The organism is Duganella sp. Dugasp56 (assembly GCF_047304105.1).
Lineage (GTDB): Bacteria > Pseudomonadota > Gammaproteobacteria > Burkholderiales > Burkholderiaceae_D > Rugamonas > Rugamonas hordei.
This window is the reverse complement of the sequence record NZ_JBGLYQ010000054.1, coordinates 15,087-38,418: the sequence shown is the minus strand read 5'-3', so window position 1 is coordinate 38,418 and position 23,332 is coordinate 15,087. Positions and strand designations below refer to the sequence as shown.

The window sequence follows — 23,332 nt, the reverse complement described above, 5'->3', positions numbered from 1 at the left end:
GTCTCTGCCCGCCATCAAATGATGGCGGGTTTCGTTCGCTCCGGTTGACAGTTGCCCTAAATCATGGCGAAATCTGTCCATGCCTTACTGGAGCGTCCTATGAAACATCGCAACTCCCTCGTTCCTGTGCGCGCCATCGTTGGCGCCGTGCTGCTGGCGGCCTCGTCGCTGGCCCTGGCCCAATATATCTGGATAGACGACAAGGGCGTCAAGCAACTGTCGGACCGCCCTCCGCCGCCATCGGTGCCGGAAAAACGCATCCTGAAGGCGCCCGGCAAGGCGCCGTTCAATCCCAACGCCCCGGCGGAAGCGGAACCGGCCGCCAACACGGCAGAGGCCGAACCGGCCGCCAAGCGCCCGCCCACGCTGGCCGAACGCAACGCCGATTTCAACAAGCGCAAGACCGAGGCTGCCGCCGCCGAGAAAAAAGCCGCCGACGAAGCCAGGCAAAAAGCCGACACCGCCGCCAATTGCGACGCAGCCCGTAAAAACCAGCAGGCGCTGGCGGACGGCATCCGCATATCCAATTACGATAAAAACGGCGAACGCGGCGTCATGAGCGACCAGGAACGTGCGGAAATGGCAACAAAGAACCAGAAAGTGCTGGCCGGCTGCAAATAACCCTTGTCGGCCACGGCGCATGCTGCCGTATGATATCGCTATCAACATCCAACAAGACCCATAATGATCAAGACACAAGCGGGCAAGAGCCGGGCCAGCGGCCGCATCACCCTGGCGATGGTGGCGGAGCGGGCCGGCGTGGCGACGATGACCGCCTCGCGCGCCATCACCCAGCCGGACATGGTGTCGCAGGCGCTGCGCGACCGCGTCGAGCAGGCGGTGACCGAACTGGGCTACGTGCCCAACCGCGCCGCGCGCGCGCTGGCCTCGTCGCAATCGAAGGTGATCGCGGTGCTGGTGCCGTCGTTGTCGAACGCGGTGTTCACCGAAGTGCTGGCCGGCATCCAGGACGCGCTGGACGCCGACGACTATCAAATCCTGATCGGCAACACCCGCTATTCCGACAAGGAAGAGGAAAAGCTGATCGGTACCTATCTGCAGTCGAACCCGGACGGCATGCTGCTATCCGGCCTGACCCACAGCCCCCGGGTGCAGCAGATCCTGACCAATTCGCGCGTGCCGGTGGTGTCGATGATGGACATGTCCACCGATCCGTCGCAGCTGACCGTGGGCTTCTCGCAGTTCCAGGCCGGCTGGGCGATGACCAACTACCTGATCGACAAGGGCCACAAGCGCATCGGCTTCATCGGCGCGCAGCTCGACGAGCGCACGCTGCGGCGCGCCGAGGGCTACCGCAAGGCGATGCTGGACGCCGGCCTGGCCGACATCAAGCTGGAGGTGATGGTGGGCGAGCCGTCGACCATCGCGCTGGGTGCCGAGCTGGTGGGCCGCATGCTGGCCCAGGCGCCCGATTGCGACGCCATTTTCTGCTGCAACGACGACTTGGCGCACGGCGCCATCTACCAGTGCCAGCGGCGCGGCATCGCGGTGCCGGCGCAACTGGCGATCTGCGGCTTCAACGACCTGCCCGCCTCGGCCTGGATGAACCCGTCGCTGACCACCATCGGCACGCCGCGCTACCGCATCGGCTTCGAGGCGGCCACGCTGCTGCGCGCCGTCATCAAGGGCGAGGATCCGCCCAACAAGCAGATCGACCTGGGTTTCACGCTGATGGCGCGCGAAAGCGCCTAGGCGCGACACCCTCGCCTGCTGCACCGCAACATCAAATCTTGTTTACAAATCCAGCCAAAAGTCTACACTTCGGTTAATTCTGTTAGCGCTAACATTGATTGGGCAATATGAGTACACACAGGGGTCAGATACGCTGGGTCGTCATGGGCGTCAGCGGCTGCGGCAAGAGTTCCATCGGACTGCAACTGGCGCACGCGCTGAACGCGCCGTTCATCGAGGGCGACGACTTTCATTCCTACGCCAACGTGGCCAAGATGACGGCCGGCCTGCCGCTGACCGACGCCGACCGCGCCAGCTGGCTGCTGGAACTGCACGCGCAGATCCACGCCGCGCGCGACGGGCACACCGGCCTGGTGCTGTCCTGCTCGTCGCTGAAGCGCAGCTACCGCGACCTGCTGCGCAGCGCCGATCCGCAGTTGCACTTCGCCCATCTGGCCGGCCCGCGCGAACTGATCGCGCAGCGCATGACGGCGCGTCCCGGCCACTACATGCCGCCGTCGCTGCTGGACAGCCAACTGGCTGCGCTGGAACCGCTGCAGGACGACGAAGCCGGCATCGTGCTCGATATCCGCAAGGACCCGCGCGAGCTGGTGCGCGAGATTATAGTTACCGCTAACAAATTCGACGCTCCAGCATCAGGCTGAAGCGCCAACGAGCTCTCCCCGGGGTGTACTATCCATACGCGCCCCGTTCGGGCAGTGAGGGCCCTCCTTCACTGCCTGTTTTTACATCTGTCTGAAAGCGATCGTGAACAAACAACTGACCTGGCGGGAAAAGATCAGCTACGGCATTGCCGATATGGGCTTCAATTTTTATTGGACCAATATCGCCACCTTCCTGCTGATTTTCTACACCGACGTCTTCGGCATCTCGGCCGCCGCCGCCGCATCGATGGTGTTTACGATTAAAATCATCAACGCTTTCACCGACCCGCTGATCGGCGCCGTCGCCGACCGCACCACCACCCGCTTCGGCAAGTTCCGCCCTTACCTGATATGGGTTCCCCTGCCGCTGGCCTGCGCCGCCTTCCTGACCTACACCACGCCCGACCTGTCCGAGGGCGGCAAGATCGTCTGGGCCTACGCCACCTACTTGCTGATGATGGTTTGCTACACCTGCATCAACATCCCGTACAACGCCCTGTCCGGCGTGCTGTCGGCCGATCCGCAGGAGCGTTCCACCGTCAACGGCCTGCGCTTCATCTTCGCCTTTGCCGGCGGCACGCTGGTGACGGCGGCCACGCCGGCGCTGGTGCGCTGGCTGGGCCACGGCGACGACAAACTGGGCTGGCAGCTGACGATGCTGGTGTGGGGCGTGCTGGCCTCCGCGCTGTTCGTGACGACCTTCCTCAACACGCGCGAACGCGTGGCGCCGGCGCCCACGCAGCAGTCCAATGTGTGGCAGGACATCCGCGACCTGTCGCGCAACCGGCCGTGGGTGGCGCTGTTCTTCCTGGCGCTGATCATCATGATCACCATCACGCTGCGCACCACCAGCGCCGCCTACTACTTCAAGTACGTGGTCGGCCGGCCGGAGCTGATGCAGGGTTTCGTCCCCGCCTATATGATCTCGGCCGCCGTCGGCGCTTCGCTCACGCCGTTCCTGACGCGCTTCGTCGACAAGCGCAAGCTGATGATGATCTTGATGAGCACCACCGCCCTGCTGTCGCTGGCCTTCTTCTTCGTGCAGAAGGACCAGGTCACGCTGATGTTCGCGCTGCAGATCGCCACCGGCCTGGTGCTGGGACCGAAATCGCCGCTGGCGTTCTCGATGTACGCCGACACCGCCGACTACAACGAATGGCGCACCGGCCGCCGCGCCACCGCGATGACCTTCGCCGCCGCCACCTTCTCGCAAAAGCTCGGCACCGCCGTCGCGGTGGCGGTCATCGGCTGGCTGTTCACCAAGCTCGGATACGTGGCCAACGTCGCCCAGACTTCCGGTTCGCAGGCCGGCATCGTCTGGCTGATGTCCTTCATTCCGGCGGCCTTCGCGGTGCTCGCGGTGGCCGTCATGTTCTTCTACAACCTCGACAACACCAAGCTGGTCCAGATCCAGGCGGATCTGGAAGCCCGCAAATCTCAATCTTAAACGGAGAGTTTCAATGTTAGGCCCTACCCACGACGGCGACCGCTACGAACTGACCAGCCCCACGGCGATGCCGCGCGCGGCTGGCTTCCTGTGGAACCAGAAGATGATGATACAGGTGACCTGCCGCGGCTACGCCACCGCGCAGTTCATGCAGCCGGAGCCGGCCAAGTACGCGTACGCGCCCAACCTGGAAGCGAAAACCTTCATGCAGCCGGAGCAGAACTACTACGCGCACCATCCGGGCCGCTTCTTCTACATCAAGGACGAGGAAACCGGCGAGCTGTTCTCGGCGCCGTACGAGCCGGTGCGCGCGCCGGTGGACAGCTACAATTTCTCGGTCGGTAAAAGCGACCTGTCGTGGACCATCGAGCACCTGGGCGTGCGGGTCGAGCTGAATCTGAGCCTGCCCGTCAGCGACGTGGTGGAGCTGTGGTCGCTGCGCGTGACCAACCTGTCGGGCCGGGCGCGCAAGCTGAGCGTCTACCCCTACTTCCCGATCGGCTACATGTCGTGGATGAACCAGTCCGGCGAATACCGCGCGGACCTGGGCGGCGTGGTGGCCAGCTGCGTCACGCCGTATCAAAAGGTGGCCGACTACTTCAAGCAGAAGGACTTCAAGGACAAGACCTACTTCCTGTGCGAGGAAGCGCCGGTGGCGTGGGAAGTCCGGCAGATGGCGTTCGAGGGCGAAGGCGGCTTGCATAATCCAGGCTCGCTGCAGGACGAACAACTGGGCAACAGCGACGCCCGCTACGAGACGCCGACCGCCGTGGTGCAGTATCGCCTGGCACTGGCCGCCGACGAGGCGCACGACTACCGCTTCATCTTCGGCCCGGCCTTCGACGACGCCGAGATCCGCGCCGTGCGCGAAAAATACCTGAGCGCCGACGCCTTCGCCGCCGCCCGCGCCGACTACGCCCGCTACATCGCCGGCGGACGCGGATGCCTGCAGATCGAAACGCCGGACAAGGAACTGGACAACTTCGTCAACAACTGGCTGCCGCGCCAGGTGTTCTACCACGGCGACGTCAACCGCCTGAGCACCGATCCGCAGACCCGCAACTACCTGCAGGACAACATGGGCATGAGCTTCATCAAGCCCAGCGTGATGCGCAACGCCTTCCTGCACGCGCTGTCGCAGCAGGAAGCCAGCGGCGCCATGCCGGACGGGATCCTGCTGGCCGAAGGCGCGGAGCTCAAATACATCAACCAGGTGCCGCACACCGACCATTGCGTGTGGCTGCCGGTGGCGCTGAAGGTCTACCTCGACGAAACCAACGACTACGACGTCCTCAACGTGGACGTGATCGGCCACGAGAACGGCATCGCCCTCACCGTCTCCGAACGCGTGAGCAGCGCCATGGACTGGCTGTTGCAGTCGCGCGACCAGCGCGGCCTGAGCTACATCGCCCAGGGCGACTGGTGCGATCCGATGAACATGGTCGGCTACAAGGGCCGCGGCGTGTCGGGCTGGCTGACCGTGGCCACCGCCTACGCGCTGAACCTGTGGGCGGATATCTGCGAACAATGCGGCGCCGGCGCATCGCTGGCGGAAAGCGCGAAGCACTTCCGCGCCGGCGCCATCGCCGTCAACCGCGCCGCCAACGAACACCTGTGGGATGGCCAGTGGTACGCGCGCGGCATCACCGACGACAACGTCACCTTCGGCATCGCCAAGGATGTCGAAGGCCGCATCTGGCTCAACCCGCAGGCCTGGGCTATCCTCGGCGGCACGGCCAGCGAGCAGCAGCGCGCGTCGATGCTGGGGCAGGTCGAGGAGCAGCTGGCGACGCCGTACGGCGTGGCCATGTTCGCGCCGCCGTTCAGCGCCATGCGCGACGACGTCGGCCGCGTCACGCAGAAGCACCCGGGATCGGCGGAGAACGGCGCGGTCTACAACCATGCCGCCGTGTTCTACATCTACAGCCTGTACACCATCGGCGAAAGCGACCGCGCCTACCAGCTGCTGCGCCAGATGATACCCGGCCCGGGCGAGGCCGATTACCTGCAGCGCGGCCAGCTGCCGATATTCATCCCCAATTACTATCGCGGCGCGTATCACGAGTACCCGCGCACCGCCGGCCGCTCCAGCCAGTTGTTCAACACCGGTACCGTGTCGTGGGCCTACCGCTGCTTTATCGAAGGCCTGTGCGGCCTGCGCGGCGACGGCGACGCCCTGCTGGTACGGCCGCAGCTGCCGAAGGAATGGGACGGCATCAAGGTCACGCGCGAGTTCCGCTGCGCGACGTTCAAGGTGTCTATACAACGGGCCGACGTCGATGAAATTCAGGTCTGGCAGGGAGGTAATCGTTTGACTGATGGCCGCGTGACCGGTATCGTTACGGGCGGAGCATATGCGCTGGAAGTTTTGATCCCGCGCTGACCATTACATCTCAAAATTATAAGGACACCGCATCATATGAAGAAGCGTCTCTGGCTGTCACTGGCACTGGTTTATCCACTCATGTTAACCGGCGCGGTGCATGCCGCGGACGATAGCCGTCCATGGCTCAACAGCACGCAGTCCGCCGACGTCCGCGCCGATGCGCTGGTCAAGGCGATGACGCTGGATGAAAAAATCCAGACCGTGTTCGGCTACTTCTCCACCGAATTCTCGCCGAAGAACTTCGCCCAGCCCAAAGACGGCCGTCCCGATTCGGCCGGCTACATTCCAGGCATCGCCCGTCTCGGCCTGCCGTCGCAATGGCAGTCGGACGCCGGCGTCGGCGTGGCGACGCAAGCCGTGTCGAAGAAGCCGTACGAGCGCACTTCCCTGCCCTCGGGCCTGGCCACCACGGCCACCTGGAATCCGCAGCGCGCCTTTGAAGGCGGCGCGATGATCGGCTCCGAAGCGCGCAGCACCGGCTTCAATTTCCTGCTGGCCGGCGGTGTCAACCTGATGCGCGAACCGCGCAACGGCCGCAACTTCGAATACGGCGGCGAAGATCCGCTGCTGGCCGGCGTGATGGTCGGCGAACAGATACGCGGCATCCAGTCCAGCCACGTGGTCTCCACCGTCAAGCACTATGCGTTCAACGACCAGGAAACCAACCGCAATCACGTCAACGTCAAGATCGAGGACAAGGCCGGCCGCATGTCCGACCTGCTGGCGCTGCAGTTCGCGATCGAGCGCGGCAAACCGGGCGCCGTCATGTGCTCGTACAACCGCGTCAACGGCGCCTACGCCTGCGAGAACGACTACCTGTTGAACCAGGTGCTGAAGCAGGACTGGGGCTTCCCCGGCTTCGTCATGTCCGACTGGGGCGCGACCCACTCGACGATTCCCGCCGCGATGAACGGCCTGGATCAGCAGTCCGGCCACCCGTTCGACAAGGCGGCCTACTTCAATGAAGGCCTGAAGGAAGCAGTGGTCAACGGTCACGTGCCGATGTCGCGCCTGGACGATATGGTGAAGCGCATCACGCGCAGCATGTTCGCCAACGGCTTGGTGGAGCACCCTGTCGCGGCCCCTGCTTCGCCCAGCGCTGGTATCGATTTCACGGCCCACGGCAAGGTCACCCAGGCCGACGCCGAAGAGGCCATCGTGCTGCTGAAGAACCAGAACAACCTGCTGCCGCTGGGCGCGGGCGTACGCACCATCGCCATCATCGGCGGCCATGCGGACGTCGGCGTGCTGTCGGGCGGCGGTTCGGCGCAGGTCTATCCGCTGGGCGGTTCGGCGGTGCCGAACGAAGGACCTAAGCACTTCCCGGGTCCTATCGTGTACCACCGCTCGTCGCCGATGGTGGAAATCGCCGCGCAGACCAAGGCCAAGGTCGTCTACAACGACGGCAAGGATGCCGCCGCCGCAGCCAAGCTGGCGGCGTCCAGCGACGTCGCCATCGTATTCGGCAACCAGTGGCTGGCCGAAAGCTTCGACGCGCCGGACCTGAACCTGCCGGGCGCGCAGGATGCGCTGATCGCCGCCGTGGCGAAGGCCAATCCGAAGACGGTGGTGGTGCTGCAGACCGGCGGCCCGGTCGTCATGCCGTGGCTGAACAATGTCGGCGCGGTGCTGGAGGCCTGGTACCCGGGCACCAGCGGCGGCAAGGCGATCGCCCGCGTCATCAGCGGCGAAGTCAATCCGTCGGGCCACCTGCCTGCCACCTTCCCTGCTTCGGTGGCGCAGCTGCCGCGCCAGGTGATCGACGGCGACGACAAGACCAAGGATGAGAACATCATCGAGAAGGTCACCACCGACTACAACATCGAAGGCGCGGCGGTCGGCTACAAATGGTTCGACCTGAAGGGCCACAAGCCGCTGTTCCCGTTCGGCTACGGCCTGTCGTACACCAGCTTCGCCTATTCGGACCTGAGCGCCAAGGCGGCCAGCGGCGGCGTCGAGGTGAGCTTCAGCGTGAAGAACACCGGCAAGCGCGATGGCAAGGCAGTGGGCCAGGTGTATGTGTCGCCGGTAGGCGGAGGCTGGGAAGCGCCGAAGCGCCTGGGCGGCTGGGACAAGCTGGCGCTGAAGGCCGGCGACAGCGGCAAAGCCAGCGTGCGCATCGATCCGCGCCTGCTGGGCGTCTACGACAGCGCCAGCAAAACCTGGAGGATCGCCGCCGGCGACTACCTGGTGACCCTGGCCGAATCGGCGGGCGCCGCACCGGCGGCCAGCGTCAAGCTGCACCTGGACGCGCAGACCGTCAACGTCAACGGTCGTTAAGCCGATAATCGGCTACTGCTCGGGCGCGGACAAGGCCGTCAACAACGGCGCCGCGCCCTGGCGGAAGGTGCGCTTGACCAGCGCATCGTCGAAGTATTTTGCGTAGATCATCGGGATGACCTGCTCGCTCACCATCGCTTTCAGCGCCATGGTGAAGCGCGCCCGCACTTCCGGCGTGATGTTCTTCTTCGACAGGTAGACACCGGCAAAGCGCGATGTGGTTTCCGGCATCGGGATCACCAGCGCCCTGTCCTTGAAATACGCCGACTTCAGATACTTGGTGTAGATCGGCGGCGTCGCCAGCGTGCCGGCGGCGCGGCCCATTTCCAGCTTGCCGAACACCGTCTCGAAATCGTTGACCACTTCCAGCCTGCCGGCCGAGGCCAGCAGCGCCAGCTGGGTCTCGACGGCGGCGTCGTAGGTCATGCCGCGCGTGACGTTCAGCCGCCCCGTGCCGCGCGCGACAAAGTCGCTCAGGCTGGTGTAGCGCTGCCCGCCGGGATCGGTCAGGATCAAATCATATTGCAGGTAGGTGTAAGGCAGGTGGGTCGCGTAGGCGTCGCGCTCGGGCGTGCGCAGCGCGGCCATCGTCATGTCGACGCGGCCCGCTTCCAGTTCGACGAACAGGCGCTGGCGCGGGAACCACAGGAATTCGAATTTGCAGCCGGTGCGGCGGGCGAGTTCGTTGACGACGTCGACCGAGATGCCGCCGATGTGGCCGTTGCTGTCGCGGAATGCGGTGTAGCCAAGGTCGCTGAGCCCGACCCGTGTCGACGACGGACAGCCCGCCCCCGCCTGGACGGCGGCCGGACTTAGCCACAAACCGGCAATCAAACAGATCCAGTTGCGCCTGTAGCGTCTCATCGTGGGCTCATTGTGTGGGATAACCAGAGTGTAACGTAGCTGTCCGACATGTACCAGCAGGAAACTTCCGAGTGTTGCGAACGCTTGATCAATGCCGCGCCCCGATCCTGGGTGGCAACGTACACTTGTCGACAGCCACGAAGGAGAATGTTATGAGCCTGTCGCCCGCTAAGCAAGCTGAGCTGCAACGTGCGCTGGATGCGGCCGATGCCGACCTGGTCCGGCCCGCGCGGCAGGCGGCGCTGCTGCCAGGCACCATGCCGGCCACGGCCGCGCCGCAGCCGGCCGCGCAGATCGCCGATGCCAACCTGAACATCGTGCGCCACCAGGACAGCGGCTGCATCCAGTTCATCTTTCCGGCGCCGGGCGTGCAGCCGGCCCTGCTGGCGCCCGCCGCGCGGGGCCGCTGGGAATGGATCGTGCAGGCCGCGTTGCGCTGCAGGGAACAGCTGACGCAATCGATGATCGAGAAGATCGAAGCGGCCAACAAGCCGGAGGCGCTGCTGAGCCTGCGCACCGGCACCCCGCAGCCGGCAACGGCGGCCGATCTCGCGGCCTCGCGCGGACGCAAGGTGCTGCTGCTGGTGCACGGCGTGTTCAGTTCGACCGGGGGCGCGTTCGGCGACCTGGCCGCGGACACCACCATGCAGCAACTGCTGGCGCGCTACGATGGCCGGGTCTATGCCTACGATCACTGGACCATCGCCAAGACACCGCAGCAGAATGCGCTGGACCTGCTGTCCCGTCTGCCGGCCGATGCAGGCTGGAACATCGACATCGTCTGCCACAGCCGTGGCGGACTGGTGGTGCGCTCGCTGTTGTCGAACTCCGATGACGCCGTGCTGGCCGCCATCGCCAACCGGCGCGCGGGGCGTATCGCCAGCGTGGACAAGGTGTTCTTTGTGGCGGCGGCCAATCAGGGCTCGCCGCTGGCCTCGCCGGACGACATCCAGCACTTCCTCAACGTGGCGGCGATGCTGGCCTCGTTCAGCGGCGGCATGGCGCTGGACCTGGTGATAGCGCTGGCGCGGATGGTGGTGTCGCTGGGCTTCGGCCGGCCCAGCGTGGAGGCGCTGGCGAACGGTTCGGCGCTGATCGGCCAGCTGAACCGCGGCGGCACGCTGCTGACCAGCGCCAGCAGCTGGTATGTGCGCGCCGATTTCGACTATGGCCGCTCGGCGCTGGCGCAAACCGGCGCGCTGCTCAACCGCCTGCTGCTGGACGCCGACAACGACGTGGTGGTCCCCTACGGCGGCGTGCCGCTGCCTGGCATGCAGATCGCCGACGGCCACATATTGGATATCGGCACACCGCAGCACAAGCAATCCGAGATCTGGCATACCGAGCTCTTCAAGAGCGCCGACACGCGCGATTTCCTGCTCAAGCGGCTGGGCTAGCCTTGCTGACCTTGCGCCGGCGGGCGTTTTTGGGATCGGCGATCAGCGGACGGTAGATTTCCACCCGGTCATGCTCGCGCAGCACGGTGTCCAGCGTCTTCTTCTTGGCGTAGATGCCGACCTGCATGATCGACAAGTCCACCTCGGGCACCTCCTGCAGCACGCCGCTGATGGCGATCGCCTGCTCGATGGTGGTGCCGGCCGGCACCCGCAGCGCGCGCAGGAATTGCACCGCGTCGCTGGCGTAGCACACCTCGATATTGAAGGTCTCAGCTGCCATATACCGTTTCCGCCCGCTTGCAGAAGGAATCGACCATGCTGTTGGCGATCATGCCGAACACCGGCCCGACCAGCTTGGCCAGGATGGCGCTGGAAAACTCGTAATGCAGGTCCAGCTCGATCTTGCAGGCATCCTCGCGCAGCGCTTTAAACGTCCACACGCCGTCCAGGCACTTGAAAGGACCGTCCACCAGCTTCATCTTGATCTCGGTCGATGGCGTGTTCTCGTTGGCGGTGGTGAAGCTCTGGCGCACGCCGTGATAGTTGATGCCGACGCTGGCCACCACCGATTTTTCTTTCCGTTCACGGATTTCCACACCACCGCACCATGGCAGAAATTTGGGATAGTCCTCGATGGCGGCGACCAGATCGAACATCTGCTGGGCGCTATAACCGAGGAAAACTGATTTGTGCACTACTGCCATTGTCTAACCATTTGCTATGATGTTGAATTATCCGCATTTCCATGCGTGAAGCAGTAGTTTAACCGATACCATCTCATGACCATAGCCGACAACAAAAAAGCCTTTTTTGACTACTTCATCGAGGACCGCTACGAAGCGGGCATCGTCCTGGAAGGCTGGGAAGTCAAGGCCATCCGCGATGCCCGGGTCCAGATCAAGGAAGCCTACGTCACCATCAAGGGCGACGAGCTGTTCCTGTTCGGCGCCCATATCAGCGCGCTGCCGACCGCCTCCACCCATATCCACCCGGAAGCCATCCGCACCCGCAAGCTGCTGCTGCACCGCGCGGAGATGGACAAGCTGATCGGCAAGGTCGAGCGTTCCGGCTACACGCTGGTGCCGCTGAACCTGCATTACAAGGGCGGCCGCATCAAATGTGAAATCGGCCTGGCCAAGGGCAAGAAGATGCACGACAAGCGTGCCACAGAGAAAGATCGCGACGGTAAGCGCGAAGTGGCGGCCGCCATGAAGACCCACAGCCGCTGATCCGCCGTGCGCCAGTGTTGCGCGTCCTGTACAAAACCCGGCCCCGCGCCGGGTTTTTTATTGCCTGACGAGTTTCTAATTAGAAACACCCATGCTAAACTGGGAGCAGAATGATTTTACATTCGCGGGTGGTGTTCGCCTGCGAACCAGACAGTGTACTTTTGACGACGAGGCAATAATGGCGCTGAAAACTGCAATGGCCCTGGGAGCCGCAGCCGCTCTGCTACTGGCGGGATGCGCATCGCGCTACACGCCGACCCCGCTGGCCGCGAACTTCCCGACCACCAAGCAGGCCAAGCTGCAAGCGGCTTACCATTGGGGCGTCATTTCCGACAGCATCGAGAAACGCGTGGTGGCCGAGCTCAAGAAGAGCCCGCCCCGTCCGGTCTTCATCAACGAACCCAGGGATCCGTCCGCCTTCCAGCGCGCGCTGTCGACCCAGCTGACCACCTCGCTGGTCAATGACGGCTACGTGGTCACGCGCTCCCCGGCCGGCTCGCTCAAGATCGACATGGACGTGCAGGCCGTCACCTTTACCGCCAACCGTCCGCAATACCGCTATCACGGCGAGCGCGCGGTGCTGGGCACCGGCGTCTGGCTGCTGAGCGAGATCGAAGCGCCGGTCGTGCTGAACCTGGCCGTGGCCGCCGGCGCCTGGGACTCCTACGACTGGTTCAACGCCCAGTTCGCCCCCGGCGCGACGCCCAAGACCGAAATCATCGTCACCGTGTCGGTGTCCGACCAGTTCCGCTACGTGGCGCGCAATACCTCGGCGTACTACGTGGCCGACAGCGACCGCGTCCTTTACGGCATCGTCGATCCGGAGCCGGAGGAACCCAAGCTGACCCGGCTCTTCAAAGTCCGTGGAGACATGTAAATGACCCTGATGTTACGCGCGTCCCTGCTGGTCCTGCCGCTGCTGCTGGCGGCCTGCTCCTCCACCCCGACCAAGGATGAAGGCAATTATTCGACCATCTCGTCCAACCAGTTCATCGACGCCAACTACAAGGCCGCCGATTCGCTGATGCACCAGTTGAGCGGCAAGCTGCTGGCCGACAAGCCGCTGATCATGGCCACCATCGTCAACATCGACGCGCTGGAGCAGACCACGACGCTGGGACGGCTGGTGTCGGAGCAATTGTCGACGCGGTTGGCGCAAGGCGGCCTGAGCATGCTGGAGATGAAACTGCGCAACAGTGTCTACCTGAAGCGCAACCAGGGCGAGCTGATGCTGACGCGCGAGATCGGCGAAGTGGCGACCGCCCACAACGCCCAGGCCATCGTGGTCGGCTCGTATGCGGAGACCAGCGACATGGTGTTCATCAACATCAAGGTGATCCAGCCCAACACCAACTTCGTGCTGGCCGGACAGGACTACGTGCTGGCCAAGGAAGCCATCGTCCGCTCGATGCTGCAGCGGAACTAGCGATCTATACCAGGCGCGGCAGCACATCCACCGCCGACGCCTCCACTTTCAGTCCGATCAGGTCGTCCGCCCGGGTCTTGCCCAGGTTGATGGCCGCGATCGGCTTGCCCGCCTCGGCCGCCAGCTTGCAGAAGCGGTAGCCGGAAAACACCATCAGCGACGAGCCCACCACCAGCAGCGCGTCCGCCTGCTCCATCATGCGCAGGGCGTCGGCCGTGCGCTGGGCTGGAATGTTGTCGCCGAAGAAAATCACGTCCGGCTGCAGCGTGCCGCCGCAGGCGTCGCAGCTGGGCATGTGGAAGTGCTGCAAGGCGTCCAGCTCGACCTCGGCGTCGCCGTCGGGACGGGATTCGGGCACCACGCTGTCCACGCCCGCCGCCGCGCTGGCGGCCAGCTCCGGATTGGCCTGGACCAGCCATTCCTGGATGGCGGCGCGCGGGTGCAGCGTGCGGCAGTCCAGGCAGATGGCGCCGTGGATGTTGCCGTGCAGTTCAATCAGCTTGCGGCTGCCGGCGCGCTGGTGCAGGCCGTCGACGTTCTGCGTGATCAGTCCGTCGATGCGGCCGGCCGCCTCCAGCGCGGCCAGCGCCTGGTGGCCGACGTTCGGCGCCGCCTGCGCCAGCGTCGGCCAGCCGGCCATGCTGCGCGCCCAGTAGCGCCGCCGCACGGCCTCGTCGCGGCGGAAATCCGGGCCCTGGATCGGCGTGCGGCCGCGGCGGACGCCGTCCTTGTCGCGGTAGTCGGGTATGCCGGAGGCGGTGCTCAGGCCGGCGCCGGTGAGCACCAGCACGCGGCGGTGCCGTTGCAAAAAGCCGCCAAGATGGTCGAGTTGCTGATTCAGGTTCATGTGCGCCATGTTAGTCGAGAATCGCGGTGGTAGCATGGAGGCATAAAATTTCCAGGTCCGTAGAACCGTTTTCGTTCGGCAAGGTATTAACTGTGGTAATGGAGGATGTCGGATGCAGCACGGGCAGCACGAGAAGGATGAAGTCGCACTGTTGGCCAGGGTCTCGGCCGGGGACCGGCTCGCCTTCGAAGCATTGTACCGCTCATATTTTTCCCGCTTGTCGCGGTTTATCGGCCGCATGACGCGCAACGCCGCCCTGATCGAGGAAGTGGTGAACGATACAATGTTGGTGGTCTGGCAAAAAGCGGCCAGCTTCGACGGCAGCTGCAAGGTATCGACGTGGATCTTCGCGATCGCGTATCGCAAGACCTTGAAGGGATTGAAGGCCGGCGACGATCCGGTCGAGTCGGACGCCTCGCTGTACGAGGACGACAGCGGCAACCAGCCGGAACAGGCCATCGGACGGCACCAGTTGCGCCAGACCGTGGCCGACGCGCTGGACCAGCTGCCGGCAGCCCAGCGGGCGGTGATGGTGCTGACTTATTATCATGACATGGCCTACAGCGAGATCGCCGAAGTGGTCGATTGCCCGCTGAATACGGTCAAGACCCGCATGTTTCATGCGCGGCACAGATTGAAAGACTTGTTGTGGAACGAAAGAGAGAGCACGCGATGAACGGGCGCATATTCAGGATGGATATCCCGGCGCACCAGGCGGTGCAGGAATTGCTGCCATGGTATGCGGCGTCGCAACTGGCGCCGGAAGAGACGCAGCGGGTGCAGCAGCACTTGCAAACCTGCGCCGAGTGCCGGCAGGAGCTGGAATGGGAACGCGAGATGCGGGCGCAGGCTGCCGTGGCGGCGGCGTCCGGCGCGCTGCCTGACGGCGTCGACATGGAACGGGCATTGGCCCGGCTGATGCCCGCGCTGGGAGCGCAGGAGCACGCCACGACCGGCGACGGCGGCGTGCTGGCCTCTGCTCCCGCCCAACCACCGGCCGCCGCGCCTGGCGCCGTTGCTGCTCGCCAGCCCTGGTGGCGGACTGCGGCGGCCAACCAGCCGTCCTGGCTGCGCTGGACCGTGGCGGCGCAATGGGTGGCGATCGTCGGCCTGCTGGTGTTCCTGGTACGGCCCGGCGACGAGGCGCCGGCCTACCGCGTGCTCGGCTCGTCCGTCAGCAACGGCGGCAATATGGTGGTGGTGTTCCAGCCCGGCGCCACCGAGCGCGACCTGCGCCGCATCTTGCAGACACAGGGCGCGCGCGTAGTCGACGGCCCGACCGTCACCGACGCCTATCTGCTGCATGTGCCCGCCGCCAGCCGCGACCGTGCGCTGCAGGCCTTGCGCGCCGAGCCGGCCGTCAAGCTGGCCGAGCCGCTGGATTCGGGTAGCCCGCCGTGAACGCCCTGATACGTCTGTGCATGTTGCTGGCCTGCCTGGCCGGTCTCGCATCGGCGCCGCTGGCCGCCGCGCAAACGGCCGCGCCGCCCGATGGCGACGAGATCGTGCAGCCGCAGGCCGTCACCACCGGCGAGGCCCCCGGCGCGCATCAGCTGCTGGTCATGCTGCGGCTGCCGGCGACCCACTTCCGTCCGGACGCCAGCTACGGCGGCCGCTACATCGACGACGGCGGACGCAGCGCGCGCCGCCGCCGCGCCGAGGCGCTGGCCACGCTGCACGGCCTGACCCTGGTCGACGATTGGCCGATGCCGGTGCTCGGCCTTGATTGCTACGTCATGCGCTACCCGGACAACGAGTCCGCCGAGCGCATCATCGCCGTGCTGGCGCGCGATCCGCAGGTCGAATGGGCGCAGCCGGTCGCCAGCTTCAACGGCATGGCCGCCGCCGGCACGGCTCCTACTGACAGCGGCGATGCCCTGTATCCGGTGCAGCCCGCCGGACGCTACTGGCATGTGGCCGAGCTGCATCGCTACACCACCGGGCGCGACGTCAAGGTCGCCGTGGTCGACAGCGGCATCGACGCCAGCCATCCCGACCTGCAGGGCCAGTTGGCCGTCAACGCCAACTTTGTCGACGCCGCCGCCATCCCGGCCGAGAACCACGGCACCGCCGTGGCCGGCATCATCGCCGCGCGCGCCGGCAACGGCGGCATACTCGGCGTTGCGCCGCAGGCCAGGCTGATGGGCCTGCGCGCCTGCTGGCAGCAGCCCGACCTGGCCACGCGCTGCAACAGCTTCACGCTCAGCAAGGCGATCAACTACGCCATTCTCAACGGCGCCAAGGTCATCAACCTCAGCCTGTCCGGCCCGCCCGACCGCTTGCTCGACAAGCTGCTCGACGTCGCGCTCGAACGCGGCATCGGCGTGGTCGGCGCGATCGATGCCAAGGCCGGCGGACCGGCCTTCCCGGCCAGCCACCGCGGCGTGCTGGCGGTGGCCTCGCAGGCGGCCGTGGGCAGGACGCCGGCACCGGCGCCGCCAACGGCCGACGCCGCCAGCGATCCGCCGCTGCTGGCGCCCGGGACCGACGTTCCGACCACGGCGCCCGGCGGGCGCTGGTCCTTCGTCAGCGGCAGCTCGTATGCGGCGGCCCATGTCAGCGGCATGCTGGCGCTGATGGACCAGCTGCAACCGGCATCGACACCGGTGCAGCTGCGTCATCTGCTGCAGCCCGGCGAAACGCCGAACACTGTTAATATTGATGCATGCGCTACCATCTCCCGCTTACTCCGCAATTGCGGCTGCTCATGCACCGCCGCCGGCCTCGCTCAACGCGGCCTCAATCCGTGACCTTACGCCGCTGCGCGCTCGCCCTTTTATGCATACTGCCGTGGCACCAGGCCACCGCCCAAACCGATTTCAGCGGCAGCGCCGCGCTGCAATCGGATTACCGCTATCGTGGCCAGTCGCTCGGTGACGGCCGCCCGGTGCCGCAGCTGACGCTGAACCTCGACGACGCGTCCGGCTGGTATGGCGGCCTGTTCGCCAGCGGTTCGTCGATCGGCGACCGGAACGGCCTCAAGCTGCAAGGCTATGCCGGCTACGCGCTGCGCCTGGCCTCGGGCTGGAGCGTGGAGGCCGGCTGCAGCCGGTCCGCCTACACCCAGCTGCACTCCACCGATTTCAATGAATGCTATATCGGCGCATCCGGCGAGCGGCTGACCACGCGGCTGTATTATTCGCCGCGTTACTTCGGCTATGCGGCGCGCACGCTGTATGGCGAAGTCAACTTGTTCTATCCGGTCCACCCCAGCGTCAACCTGATCGCGCATGCGGGACTGATGCACACGCTGCACGGCATGGCCTGGCCCGGCATCCCCGCCAATTCACGCTACGACCTCAAGCTGGGCGCCAGTGTCCCGATCGGCAATTGGACCCTGCAGCTGGCGCGCGAGCAGACCCAGGACGACGGCGTACGCTATATACATTACCCCCCGTCATCGAACCGGGCCTGGACGATGAGCGCGACTTATTCTTTCTAAAAATATATTCAAGCGACGACGAAACCTGCGAGCGACGGGCTGGAATCCACAGTCCACCAACCCGAGCTCTCGAAAGGAATCGCCATGCGCACTTCGACTTTCCCCCTGCTGGCCGCCCTGATCCTCACCGCCTGCGGCGGCGGGGGCTACGACAACCCGCCGATGGCGGCGCCGCCGGCCACCGCCACCCACTTCGCCGTGGCCAACCTGGTCACCGACACCGCGACCGGCGCCGCCCACACCGATGCCAAGCTGGTCAATCCATGGGGCATCGCCTTCAATCCGGCCGGCTTCGTCTGGGTCGCCAACAACGGCAGTGACAGCTCGACGCTGTATGACGGCAACGGCGTGCCGCAGACGCTGGTGGTCGCCACGCCGGCGGCGCCGACCGGCATCGTCTACAACGGCAGCGGCGACTTCCGCGCCAGCCCGTTCATCTTCAGCCATGAGAGCGGCGCCATCTCCGCCTGGTCGCCGGCCGTCGACCGCAACAACGCCGTCAAGGTGTACGACGGCGCCGCCGCGCAGGCGGTGTACAAGGGCCTGGCGATCGCCACCTGGAACAACGCCAACTACCTGTACGCGGCCGACTTCCACAACAAGCGCGTCGACGTCTTCGACGCCGGCTTCAACAAGGTGGCGCTGCCGGGCGGCTTCAGCGACAGCTCGCTGCCGGCAGGCTATGCGCCGTTCGGCATCCAGGCCATCGGCGACCGCATCTATGTCGCCTACGCCCAGCGCGAAACCAGCGGCGACGACGAGCAGGCCGGCGCCGGCCTGGGCGCCATCGACGTGTTCGACACGGCCGGCAACCTGCTCAAGCAACTGGTGCGCGGCGGCGCCCTGAACGCGCCCTGGGGCATGGCGATGGCGCCGTCCAATTTCGGCAGCTACAGCGGAAAATTGTTGGTCGGGAATTTCGGCGACGGCAAGATCAACGCCTATGATCCGGTCACCGGCGCCAGCGCCGGCACGCTGGCCAGGGGCGACGGCAGCGCCATCGTCATCGACGGCTTGTGGGGCATCGCCTTCGGTCCCGGCATCAACAGCCAGCCGACCAACACGCTGTTCTTCAGCGCCGGCCCAGGCGACGAGCAACACGGCGCCTACGGCCGCATCGATATGCTGTGACTTATGCGGTGAGGCGGGAACGCAAGTCTTCGACCGAGGCCAGCCATTCCTGGTAGTGCTCGCTCTCCTCCCACAGCTCGCGCAGCTCCGAGCGCTCCGACAGGATGCGCTCAATGGCGCGGCCCGCCTTTTCCGCCAGGTCGGTGCGCAACCTGGCCTTGGGCTTGCGCGCGTCCGCCCAGTCGTCGACGGCGGCGCTGTCCTCGGTGCGCGCGCCGCCCTTGCCCTGCAGCCGCGCCAGCACTTCGATCGCCACCAGCGCCTCGACGGCGAACGGCATTTCCAGTTCGTCGCCGTTGTCCTCCAGCGCCACGTCCAGCGTGTTCTCGACCGCGTCGAGATTGCTGGTTTCCTTCAAGTCCTCCGCCCAGTCCTGCGCGTAGTCGTTGCCGAAGGCGTCCACTGCCCATGTTCCCATCGTTGCTCCTTATGCCTTGGCCGGCTTGACCAGCGGCGCATCTTTCTGTGATTTGACGACCTGCATGGCGGTGGCGATCAAGCCGCTCATCTCGCCCAGGTTGGCCGGGATGATAATCGAATTATTGGTCTTGGCCAGCTGCGAGAACGCGCCCACATACTGCTCGGCCACCTTCAGGTTGACGGCGTCCTCGCCGCCCGGCTCGCGGATCGCCGCGCCGACCTGGCGCAGCGCCGACGCATTCGCTTCGGCCAGCGCGATGATGGCGGCGGCCTGGCCCTGGGCGCGGTTGATGGCGGCCTGCTTGTCGCCTTCCGAGCGCGCGATCTGCGCTTCGCGCTCGCCGCTGGCGATGTTGATCTGCTCCTGCTTGCGGCCTTCCGAGGCGGCGATCAGCGCGCGCTTTTCACGCTCGGCGGTGATCTGGGCCTGCATCGCGTGCAGGATTTCCTTCGGCGGCGTCAGGTCCTTGATCTCGTAGCGCAGCACCTTGACGCCCCAGTTGGCGGCCGATTCGTCGATGGCGTTGACGATGGCGGTGTTGATATGCTCGCGCTCCTCGAAGGTCTTGTCCAGCTCCATGCGGCCGATCACCGAGCGCAAGGTGGTCTGCGCCAGCTGCGTGATGGCGGCGATGTAGTTCGACGAACCGTACGAGGCGCGCATGGCGTCGGTGATCTGGAAGTACAGGATGCCATCGACCTGCAGCTGGGTGTTGTCGCGCGTGATGCAGACCTGCGGCGGCACGTCGAGCGGGATCTCCTTCAGCACGTGCTTGTAGGCGATGCGGTCGACGAAGGGGATGACGATGTTCAGGCCGGGGCCCAGCGTGGCGTGGTACTTGCCGAGCCGCTCGACCACCCAGGCGTGCTGCTGCGGCACGACGTTGATGGTCTTGAACACGAACACCAGGGCCAGTATGAACAGGATGAAGGTGACGTTGCCGATGCTGATATCCATTGAATTCTCCGTAGGTTGATCTCAGGCCGCCACGATCAGGCGGCTGCCGCGTACTTCGCGTATCGTGTACTGGCCGGGCGCCGGCGTAGTCCCCGGCTCCAGTTCCACATCCCACAGCGCGCCGCGGTACATCACGCGCGCCGCGCCGTCCTGCCAGGCCGGCACGTGGACGGTCTGGCCGATGTCGAGGTTGACGTTCGGATCGCGCTCGGCCCGCACCCGGTCTTCCTGCTTGCCGAAGCGGCTGCGCCGCAGCAGCACGGTGGCGGCCACGCCGACCACGGCGGCGAGCACCGTCTGCGCCTCCATGCCGAAGCCCAGCAGCGCGGCCAGCACGCCCGAGCTCATGCCGATGGCGATCATCAGCAGGTAGAAGGTGCCGGTGAACAGTTCCAAAATGACCGTCGCGCCGGCGGCAAAGGCCCAGTAACTCCAGTCAGCCATGGTGCTCTCCTTTCAGGTTTCAAAATGCAAAAACCCCCGCTTCCCGGTGCGGGCTGCGAGGGTTTTTACTGCGGGGCAGTTGGTATTGATAGTGTTATTTGCTACTAAATTCGATAACTCCAGTCTAAACCAAATCCGTCCCGCGTCAACACTTTATTATTGCTTGGTCAGTGACGCCAGTTTCTGCCAGGTATCGATCACCGAGTCCGGGTTCAGCGACATCGATTCGATGCCCTGCTCCATCAGCCAGGCGGCGAAGTCCGGATGGTCCGAAGGACCCTGGCCGCAGATGCCGATGTACTTGCCCTGGTCGCGGCAAGCCTTGATCGCCATCGACAGCAGCGCCTTGACGGCCGGGTCGCGCTCGTCGAAGTCGGCCGCCAGCAGCGCCATGCCGGAATCGCGGTCCAGGCCCAAAGTCAGCTGGGTCAGGTCGTTGGAACCGATGGAGAAGCCGTCGAAGTGTTGCAGGAACTGGTCGGCCAGGATGGCGTTCGACGGCACTTCGCACATCATGATCAGGCGCAGGCCGTTTTCGCCGCGCACCAGGCCGTTCTTGCCCAGCAGGTTGACGACCTTCTCGGCCTGGCCCAGGGTTCGGACGAACGGCACCATGATCTCGACGTTGGTCAGGCCCATGTCGTTGCGCACGCGCTTCATCGCCTGGCATTCCATTTCGAATGCGCCGGCGAAGTCGGCCGCCAGGTAGCGGGCCGCGCCGCGGAAGCCCAGCATCGGGTTCTCTTCATCCGGCTCGTAGCGCGAGCCGCCGATCAGCTTCTTGTACTCGTTGGACTTGAAGTCCGACAGGCGCACGATGACCGGCTTCGGCCAGAACGCGGCGGCGATGGTGGCGATGCCTTCGGCCAGCTTGTCGACGTAGAAGGCTTTCGGCGAGGCGTGGCCGCGCGCGACCGACTCCACCGCCTTCTTCAGGTCGGCGTCGATGTTTGGGTACTCGAGGATGGCCTTCGGGTGCACGCCGATGTTGTTGTTGATGATGAACTCGAGACGGGCCAGGCCGACGCCGCCGTTCGGCACCGACTGGAAGTCGAACGCCAGCTGCGGATTGCCGACGTTGAGCATGATCTTGGTCGGCAGCTTGGGCAACTCGCCGCGCGACACTTCCGAGATCTCCGTTTCCAGCAGGCCGTCGTAGATCTTGCCTTCGTCGCCTTCGGCGCAGGAGACGGTGACGAAAGTGCCGTCCTTCAGCACTTCGGTCGCGTCGCCGCAACCGACGACGGCCGGCACGCCCAGTTCACGGGCGATGATTGCCGCGTGGCAGGTGCGGCCGCCGCGGTTGGTGACGATGGCCGAGGCGCGCTTCATCACCGGTTCCCAGTTCGGGTCGGTCATGTCGGCGACCAGCACGTCGCCCGGCTGCACGCGTTCCATGTCGGCCGGGTCGTGGATCACGCGCACCGGACCGGCGCCGATCTTCTGGCCGATCGCGCGGCCGGAGGCCAGCACCGTGCCGGACGATTTCAGCTTGAAGCGCTGCTGCACGTCGGTCGCCTTCTGCTGCGACTTGACGGTCTCGGGACGCGCCTGCAGGATGTACAGCTTGCCGTCGCGGCCGTCCTTGCCCCACTCGATGTCCATCGGACGGCCGTAGTGGTTCTCGATGATGACGGCGTACTTGGCCAGCTCCACCACTTCCTGGTCGTTGAGCGAATAGCGGTTGCGCATTTCAACCGGCACGTCGACGGTCTTGACGGAGCGGCCGGCCTTGGCTTCGCTGGTGAATTCCATCTTCAGCAGCTTGGAGCCGATGTTGCGGCGGATGACGGGCGACTTGCCCTTTTCCAGCATCGGTTTGTGGACGTAGAACTCGTCCGGATTGACCGCGCCCTGCACCACCGTCTCGCCCAGGCCGTAGCTGGAGGTGACGAACACCACGTCCTTGAAGCCGGACTCGGTGTCGATGGTGAACATGACGCCGGCCGCGCCCAGGTCGGAGCGGACCATGCGCTGCACGCCGGCCGACAACGCCACTTCGGCGTGGGTGAAGCCCTTGTGCACGCGGTAGGAGATCGCGCGGTCGTTGTACAGCGAGGCGAACACGTGCTTCATCGCGTCGAGCACGTTGTCGATGCCGACCACGTTGAGGAAGGTTTCCTGCTGGCCGGCGAAGGAGGCGTCCGGCAAGTCTTCGGCGGTGGCCGACGAGCGCACGGCGAACGACATCTCGGTGCTGGAGTCGGCGACCAGTTGATCGTAGAAGGTTTCGATTTCCTGCTGCAGACGCGGCTGGAACGGGGTTTCGACGATCCACTGACGGATCTCGGCGCCCGCTTGCGCCAGCGCGCGCACGTCGTCGATGTTCAGGTCGGCGAGGCGGTCGGCGATGCGGTCGGCCAGCGGCTTGCCGCCACCGATGCTGTGCGACAGGAAGTCGCGAAATGCCTGCGCCGTGGTGGCGAAGCCGCCCGGAACCCGGACACCGGCTTCAGCCAGCTGGCTGATCATTTCGCCCAGAGAGGCGTTCTTGCCGCCGACGGATTCGACATCCGTCATTCGCAAGTGTTCAAACGAGGCAACATAAACCGCTTCGTTGTTTTGCTCCTTCAATGCTGCGTTGGACATAATTACACCTTTTTGATGATAGAAATCTTCCAGCGAGGCGCAGACTTGTTTCTTGTTATTCTGGTCGTCGTGCAGCACAATCTTAACTATGGCGCCCATTCTACAGCCTGCGGCC

23 protein-coding genes are annotated in these 23,332 nt (G+C 65.1%); 15 read left to right on the top strand and 8 right to left on the bottom strand.

Features of this window, described 5'->3' with window-relative positions:
• The first annotated feature begins 99 nt into the window (after positions 1 to 99).
• From ACCD07_RS27990 to ACCD07_RS27965, 6 genes are all read left to right on the top strand, one after another.
• Positions 100 to 621, top strand: a complete 522-nt coding sequence (locus ACCD07_RS27990; RefSeq protein WP_413449235.1) for a DUF4124 domain-containing protein — start codon at positions 100 to 102, stop codon at positions 619 to 621.
• 63 nt (positions 622 to 684) lie between these two features.
• Positions 685 to 1,713, top strand: coding sequence for a LacI family DNA-binding transcriptional regulator (locus tag ACCD07_RS27985; protein ID WP_176651067.1), 1,029 nt, complete (start codon positions 685 to 687; stop codon positions 1,711 to 1,713).
• A 107-nt stretch (positions 1,714 to 1,820) separates the two neighbouring features.
• Positions 1,821 to 2,357 carry a gluconokinase gene (locus ACCD07_RS27980; protein ID WP_353404562.1) on the top strand — a complete coding sequence of 179 codons (537 nt, stop codon included), beginning with the start codon at positions 1,821 to 1,823 and terminating at the stop codon, positions 2,355 to 2,357.
• A 103-nt stretch (positions 2,358 to 2,460) separates the two neighbouring features.
• Positions 2,461 to 3,804: an MFS transporter gene (locus tag ACCD07_RS27975; RefSeq protein WP_176651068.1), complete on the top strand. Its 1,344-nt coding sequence runs from the start codon at positions 2,461 to 2,463 to the stop codon at positions 3,802 to 3,804.
• Between the two features lie 13 nt (positions 3,805 to 3,817).
• Positions 3,818 to 6,187: a GH36-type glycosyl hydrolase domain-containing protein gene (locus tag ACCD07_RS27970; protein WP_413449234.1), complete on the top strand. Its 2,370-nt coding sequence runs from the start codon at positions 3,818 to 3,820 to the stop codon at positions 6,185 to 6,187.
• Positions 6,188 to 6,223: 36 nt separating this feature from the next.
• The gene (locus ACCD07_RS27965) at positions 6,224 to 8,470 is read left to right on the top strand and encodes a glycoside hydrolase family 3 C-terminal domain-containing protein (protein ID WP_413449233.1); all 2,247 of its coding nucleotides are present in this window, start codon (positions 6,224 to 6,226) and stop codon (positions 8,468 to 8,470) included.
• 12 nt (positions 8,471 to 8,482) lie between these two features.
• Here the strand turns inward: ACCD07_RS27965 and ACCD07_RS27960 are convergent, their stop codons facing one another.
• Positions 8,483 to 9,334 (bottom strand): substrate-binding periplasmic protein, encoded by an 852-nt coding sequence (locus ACCD07_RS27960; protein WP_413449232.1) that lies wholly within the window; start codon positions 9,332 to 9,334, stop codon positions 8,483 to 8,485.
• Between the two features lie 152 nt (positions 9,335 to 9,486).
• Between ACCD07_RS27960 and ACCD07_RS27955 the strand changes: the two genes are divergently transcribed.
• Entirely contained in the window at positions 9,487 to 10,731 is a 1,245-nt protein-coding gene (locus tag ACCD07_RS27955; protein WP_413449231.1) for an esterase/lipase family protein, read from the top strand.
• Here the strand turns inward: ACCD07_RS27955 and ACCD07_RS27950 are convergent.
• Entirely contained in the window at positions 10,715 to 11,011 is a 297-nt protein-coding gene (locus ACCD07_RS27950) for an RnfH family protein (RefSeq protein ID WP_413449230.1), read from the bottom strand. The two genes, ACCD07_RS27955 and ACCD07_RS27950, sit on opposite strands and share 17 nt — an antisense overlap.
• The gene (locus ACCD07_RS27945) at positions 11,001 to 11,435 is read right to left on the bottom strand and encodes a type II toxin-antitoxin system RatA family toxin (RefSeq protein ID WP_353404555.1); all 435 of its coding nucleotides are present in this window, start codon (positions 11,433 to 11,435) and stop codon (positions 11,001 to 11,003) included. The genes ACCD07_RS27950 and ACCD07_RS27945 overlap by 11 nt, the downstream gene beginning before the upstream one ends.
• 75 nt (positions 11,436 to 11,510) lie before the next feature.
• Between ACCD07_RS27945 and smpB the strand changes: the two genes are divergently transcribed.
• The 3 genes from smpB (at position 11,511) to ACCD07_RS27930 (ending at position 13,386) form a co-directional block, all read left to right on the top strand.
• Complete coding sequence (gene smpB, locus ACCD07_RS27940; protein ID WP_176651075.1) at positions 11,511 to 11,960, top strand: SsrA-binding protein SmpB; 450 nt, start codon at positions 11,511 to 11,513, stop codon at positions 11,958 to 11,960.
• A 196-nt stretch (positions 11,961 to 12,156) separates the two neighbouring features.
• Positions 12,157 to 12,837 (top strand): hypothetical protein, encoded by a 681-nt coding sequence (locus ACCD07_RS27935; protein WP_413449229.1) that lies wholly within the window; start codon positions 12,157 to 12,159, stop codon positions 12,835 to 12,837.
• Positions 12,838 to 13,386, top strand: a complete 549-nt coding sequence (locus tag ACCD07_RS27930) for a FlgO family outer membrane protein (protein WP_413449228.1) — start codon at positions 12,838 to 12,840, stop codon at positions 13,384 to 13,386.
• A 4-nt stretch (positions 13,387 to 13,390) separates the two neighbouring features.
• Here the strand turns inward: ACCD07_RS27930 and ACCD07_RS27925 are convergent, their stop codons facing one another.
• The gene (locus tag ACCD07_RS27925) at positions 13,391 to 14,242 is read right to left on the bottom strand and encodes an NAD-dependent protein deacetylase (RefSeq protein ID WP_176651289.1); all 852 of its coding nucleotides are present in this window, start codon (positions 14,240 to 14,242) and stop codon (positions 13,391 to 13,393) included.
• Positions 14,243 to 14,345: 103 nt separating this feature from the next.
• Between ACCD07_RS27925 and ACCD07_RS27920 the strand changes: the two genes are divergently transcribed.
• The 5 genes from ACCD07_RS27920 to ACCD07_RS27900 all read left to right on the top strand — a co-directional run bounded on the left by ACCD07_RS27920 (position 14,346) and on the right by ACCD07_RS27900 (position 18,806).
• A complete protein-coding gene (locus ACCD07_RS27920; protein ID WP_176651078.1) occupies positions 14,346 to 14,909 on the top strand; it encodes a sigma-70 family RNA polymerase sigma factor in 564 nt (187 codons plus the stop codon).
• Positions 14,906 to 15,634 carry a zf-HC2 domain-containing protein gene (locus ACCD07_RS27915; protein WP_413449227.1) on the top strand — a complete coding sequence of 243 codons (729 nt, stop codon included), beginning with the start codon at positions 14,906 to 14,908 and terminating at the stop codon, positions 15,632 to 15,634. Before ACCD07_RS27920 ends, ACCD07_RS27915 begins: the two co-directional genes overlap by 4 nt.
• On the top strand, positions 15,631 to 16,983 hold the full coding sequence (locus ACCD07_RS27910) for a S8 family peptidase (RefSeq protein WP_353404548.1): 1,353 nt from the start codon (positions 15,631 to 15,633) through the stop codon (positions 16,981 to 16,983). Before ACCD07_RS27915 ends, ACCD07_RS27910 begins: the two co-directional genes overlap by 4 nt.
• Positions 16,980 to 17,675 carry a TorF family putative porin gene (locus ACCD07_RS27905; RefSeq protein WP_413449226.1) on the top strand — a complete coding sequence of 232 codons (696 nt, stop codon included), beginning with the start codon at positions 16,980 to 16,982 and terminating at the stop codon, positions 17,673 to 17,675. The genes ACCD07_RS27910 and ACCD07_RS27905 overlap by 4 nt, the downstream gene beginning before the upstream one ends.
• 84 nt (positions 17,676 to 17,759) lie before the next feature.
• Positions 17,760 to 18,806 carry a TIGR03118 family protein gene (locus ACCD07_RS27900; protein ID WP_413449225.1) on the top strand — a complete coding sequence of 349 codons (1,047 nt, stop codon included), beginning with the start codon at positions 17,760 to 17,762 and terminating at the stop codon, positions 18,804 to 18,806.
• Position 18,807: 1 nt separating this feature from the next.
• Here ACCD07_RS27900 and ACCD07_RS27895 read toward each other — a convergent pair whose 3' ends face one another.
• From ACCD07_RS27895 to ppsA, 4 genes are all read right to left on the bottom strand, one after another.
• Entirely contained in the window at positions 18,808 to 19,224 is a 417-nt protein-coding gene (locus ACCD07_RS27895; protein ID WP_413449224.1) for a DUF4259 domain-containing protein, read from the bottom strand.
• 9 nt (positions 19,225 to 19,233) lie between these two features.
• Entirely contained in the window at positions 19,234 to 20,184 is a 951-nt protein-coding gene (locus ACCD07_RS27890; RefSeq protein ID WP_413449223.1) for an SPFH domain-containing protein, read from the bottom strand.
• Between the two features lie 21 nt (positions 20,185 to 20,205).
• On the bottom strand, positions 20,206 to 20,628 hold the full coding sequence (locus ACCD07_RS27885) for an NfeD family protein (RefSeq protein WP_176651084.1): 423 nt from the start codon (positions 20,626 to 20,628) through the stop codon (positions 20,206 to 20,208).
• A 156-nt stretch (positions 20,629 to 20,784) separates the two neighbouring features.
• Positions 20,785 to 23,217, bottom strand: coding sequence for a phosphoenolpyruvate synthase (gene ppsA, locus ACCD07_RS27880; RefSeq protein WP_353404594.1), 2,433 nt, complete (start codon positions 23,215 to 23,217; stop codon positions 20,785 to 20,787).
• Positions 23,218 to 23,332: the final 115 nt, after the last annotated feature.

Coding starts and splice junctions, on each gene's coding strand:
- ACCD07_RS27990 (WP_413449235.1), top strand. CDS start 100: ATGAAACATCGCAACTCCCTCGTTCCTGTGCGCGCCATCGTTGGCGCC.
- ACCD07_RS27985 (WP_176651067.1), top strand. CDS start 685: ATGATCAAGACACAAGCGGGCAAGAGCCGGGCCAGCGGCCGCATCACC.
- ACCD07_RS27980 (WP_353404562.1), top strand. CDS start 1,821: ATGAGTACACACAGGGGTCAGATACGCTGGGTCGTCATGGGCGTCAGC.
- ACCD07_RS27970 (WP_413449234.1), top strand. CDS start 3,818: ATGTTAGGCCCTACCCACGACGGCGACCGCTACGAACTGACCAGCCCC.
- ACCD07_RS27965 (WP_413449233.1), top strand. CDS start 6,224: ATGAAGAAGCGTCTCTGGCTGTCACTGGCACTGGTTTATCCACTCATG.
- ACCD07_RS27960 (WP_413449232.1), bottom strand. CDS start 9,334: ATGAGACGCTACAGGCGCAACTGGATCTGTTTGATTGCCGGTTTGTGG.
- ACCD07_RS27955 (WP_413449231.1), top strand. CDS start 9,487: ATGAGCCTGTCGCCCGCTAAGCAAGCTGAGCTGCAACGTGCGCTGGAT.
- ACCD07_RS27950 (WP_413449230.1), bottom strand. CDS start 11,011: ATGGCAGCTGAGACCTTCAATATCGAGGTGTGCTACGCCAGCGACGCG.
- ACCD07_RS27945 (WP_353404555.1), bottom strand. CDS start 11,435: ATGGCAGTAGTGCACAAATCAGTTTTCCTCGGTTATAGCGCCCAGCAG.
- smpB (WP_176651075.1), top strand. CDS start 11,511: ATGACCATAGCCGACAACAAAAAAGCCTTTTTTGACTACTTCATCGAG.
- ACCD07_RS27935 (WP_413449229.1), top strand. CDS start 12,157: ATGGCCCTGGGAGCCGCAGCCGCTCTGCTACTGGCGGGATGCGCATCG.
- ACCD07_RS27930 (WP_413449228.1), top strand. CDS start 12,838: ATGACCCTGATGTTACGCGCGTCCCTGCTGGTCCTGCCGCTGCTGCTG.
- ACCD07_RS27925 (WP_176651289.1), bottom strand. CDS start 14,242: ATGGCGCACATGAACCTGAATCAGCAACTCGACCATCTTGGCGGCTTT.
- ACCD07_RS27920 (WP_176651078.1), top strand. CDS start 14,346: ATGCAGCACGGGCAGCACGAGAAGGATGAAGTCGCACTGTTGGCCAGG.
- ACCD07_RS27915 (WP_413449227.1), top strand. CDS start 14,906: ATGAACGGGCGCATATTCAGGATGGATATCCCGGCGCACCAGGCGGTG.
- ACCD07_RS27900 (WP_413449225.1), top strand. CDS start 17,760: ATGCGCACTTCGACTTTCCCCCTGCTGGCCGCCCTGATCCTCACCGCC.
- ACCD07_RS27895 (WP_413449224.1), bottom strand. CDS start 19,224: ATGGGAACATGGGCAGTGGACGCCTTCGGCAACGACTACGCGCAGGAC.
- ACCD07_RS27890 (WP_413449223.1), bottom strand. CDS start 20,184: ATGGATATCAGCATCGGCAACGTCACCTTCATCCTGTTCATACTGGCC.
- ACCD07_RS27885 (WP_176651084.1), bottom strand. CDS start 20,628: ATGGCTGACTGGAGTTACTGGGCCTTTGCCGCCGGCGCGACGGTCATT.
- ppsA (WP_353404594.1), bottom strand. CDS start 23,217: ATGTCCAACGCAGCATTGAAGGAGCAAAACAACGAAGCGGTTTATGTT.